1 rRNA gene is annotated in these 299 nt (G+C 72.9%); it reads right to left on the bottom strand.

Annotation, left to right across the window (positions count from 1 at the left end):
• A 16S ribosomal RNA gene (locus JHD62_RS22110) occupies positions 1-142 on the bottom strand; the annotation flags it as partial.
• Positions 143-299 lie beyond the last annotated feature (157 nt).

The following is a 299-nucleotide window of genomic DNA, read 5'->3' on the forward strand; positions in this document are numbered from 1 at the left end:
CCGTGTCTCAGTCCCAGTGTGGCGGATCATCCTCTCAGACCCGCTACTGATCGATGCCTTGGTGAGCCTTTACCTCACCAACTAGCTAATCAGACGTCGGCCGCTCGAATAGCGCAAGGTCCTAAGACTGTCTCTTATACACATCTGACGCTGCCGACGAACAGTAAGATGGGGGGGTGTGGGGGGGGGGGGGGGGGGGGGGGGGGGGGGGGGGGGGGGGGGGGGGGGGGGGGGGGGGGGGGGGGGGGGGGGGGGGGGGGGGGGGGGGGGGGGGGGGGGGGGGGGGGGGGGGGGGGGGG

The organism is Aquitalea sp. ASV11 (assembly GCF_016429185.1).
Classification (GTDB): domain Bacteria; phylum Pseudomonadota; class Gammaproteobacteria; order Burkholderiales; family Chromobacteriaceae; genus Aquitalea; species Aquitalea pelogenes.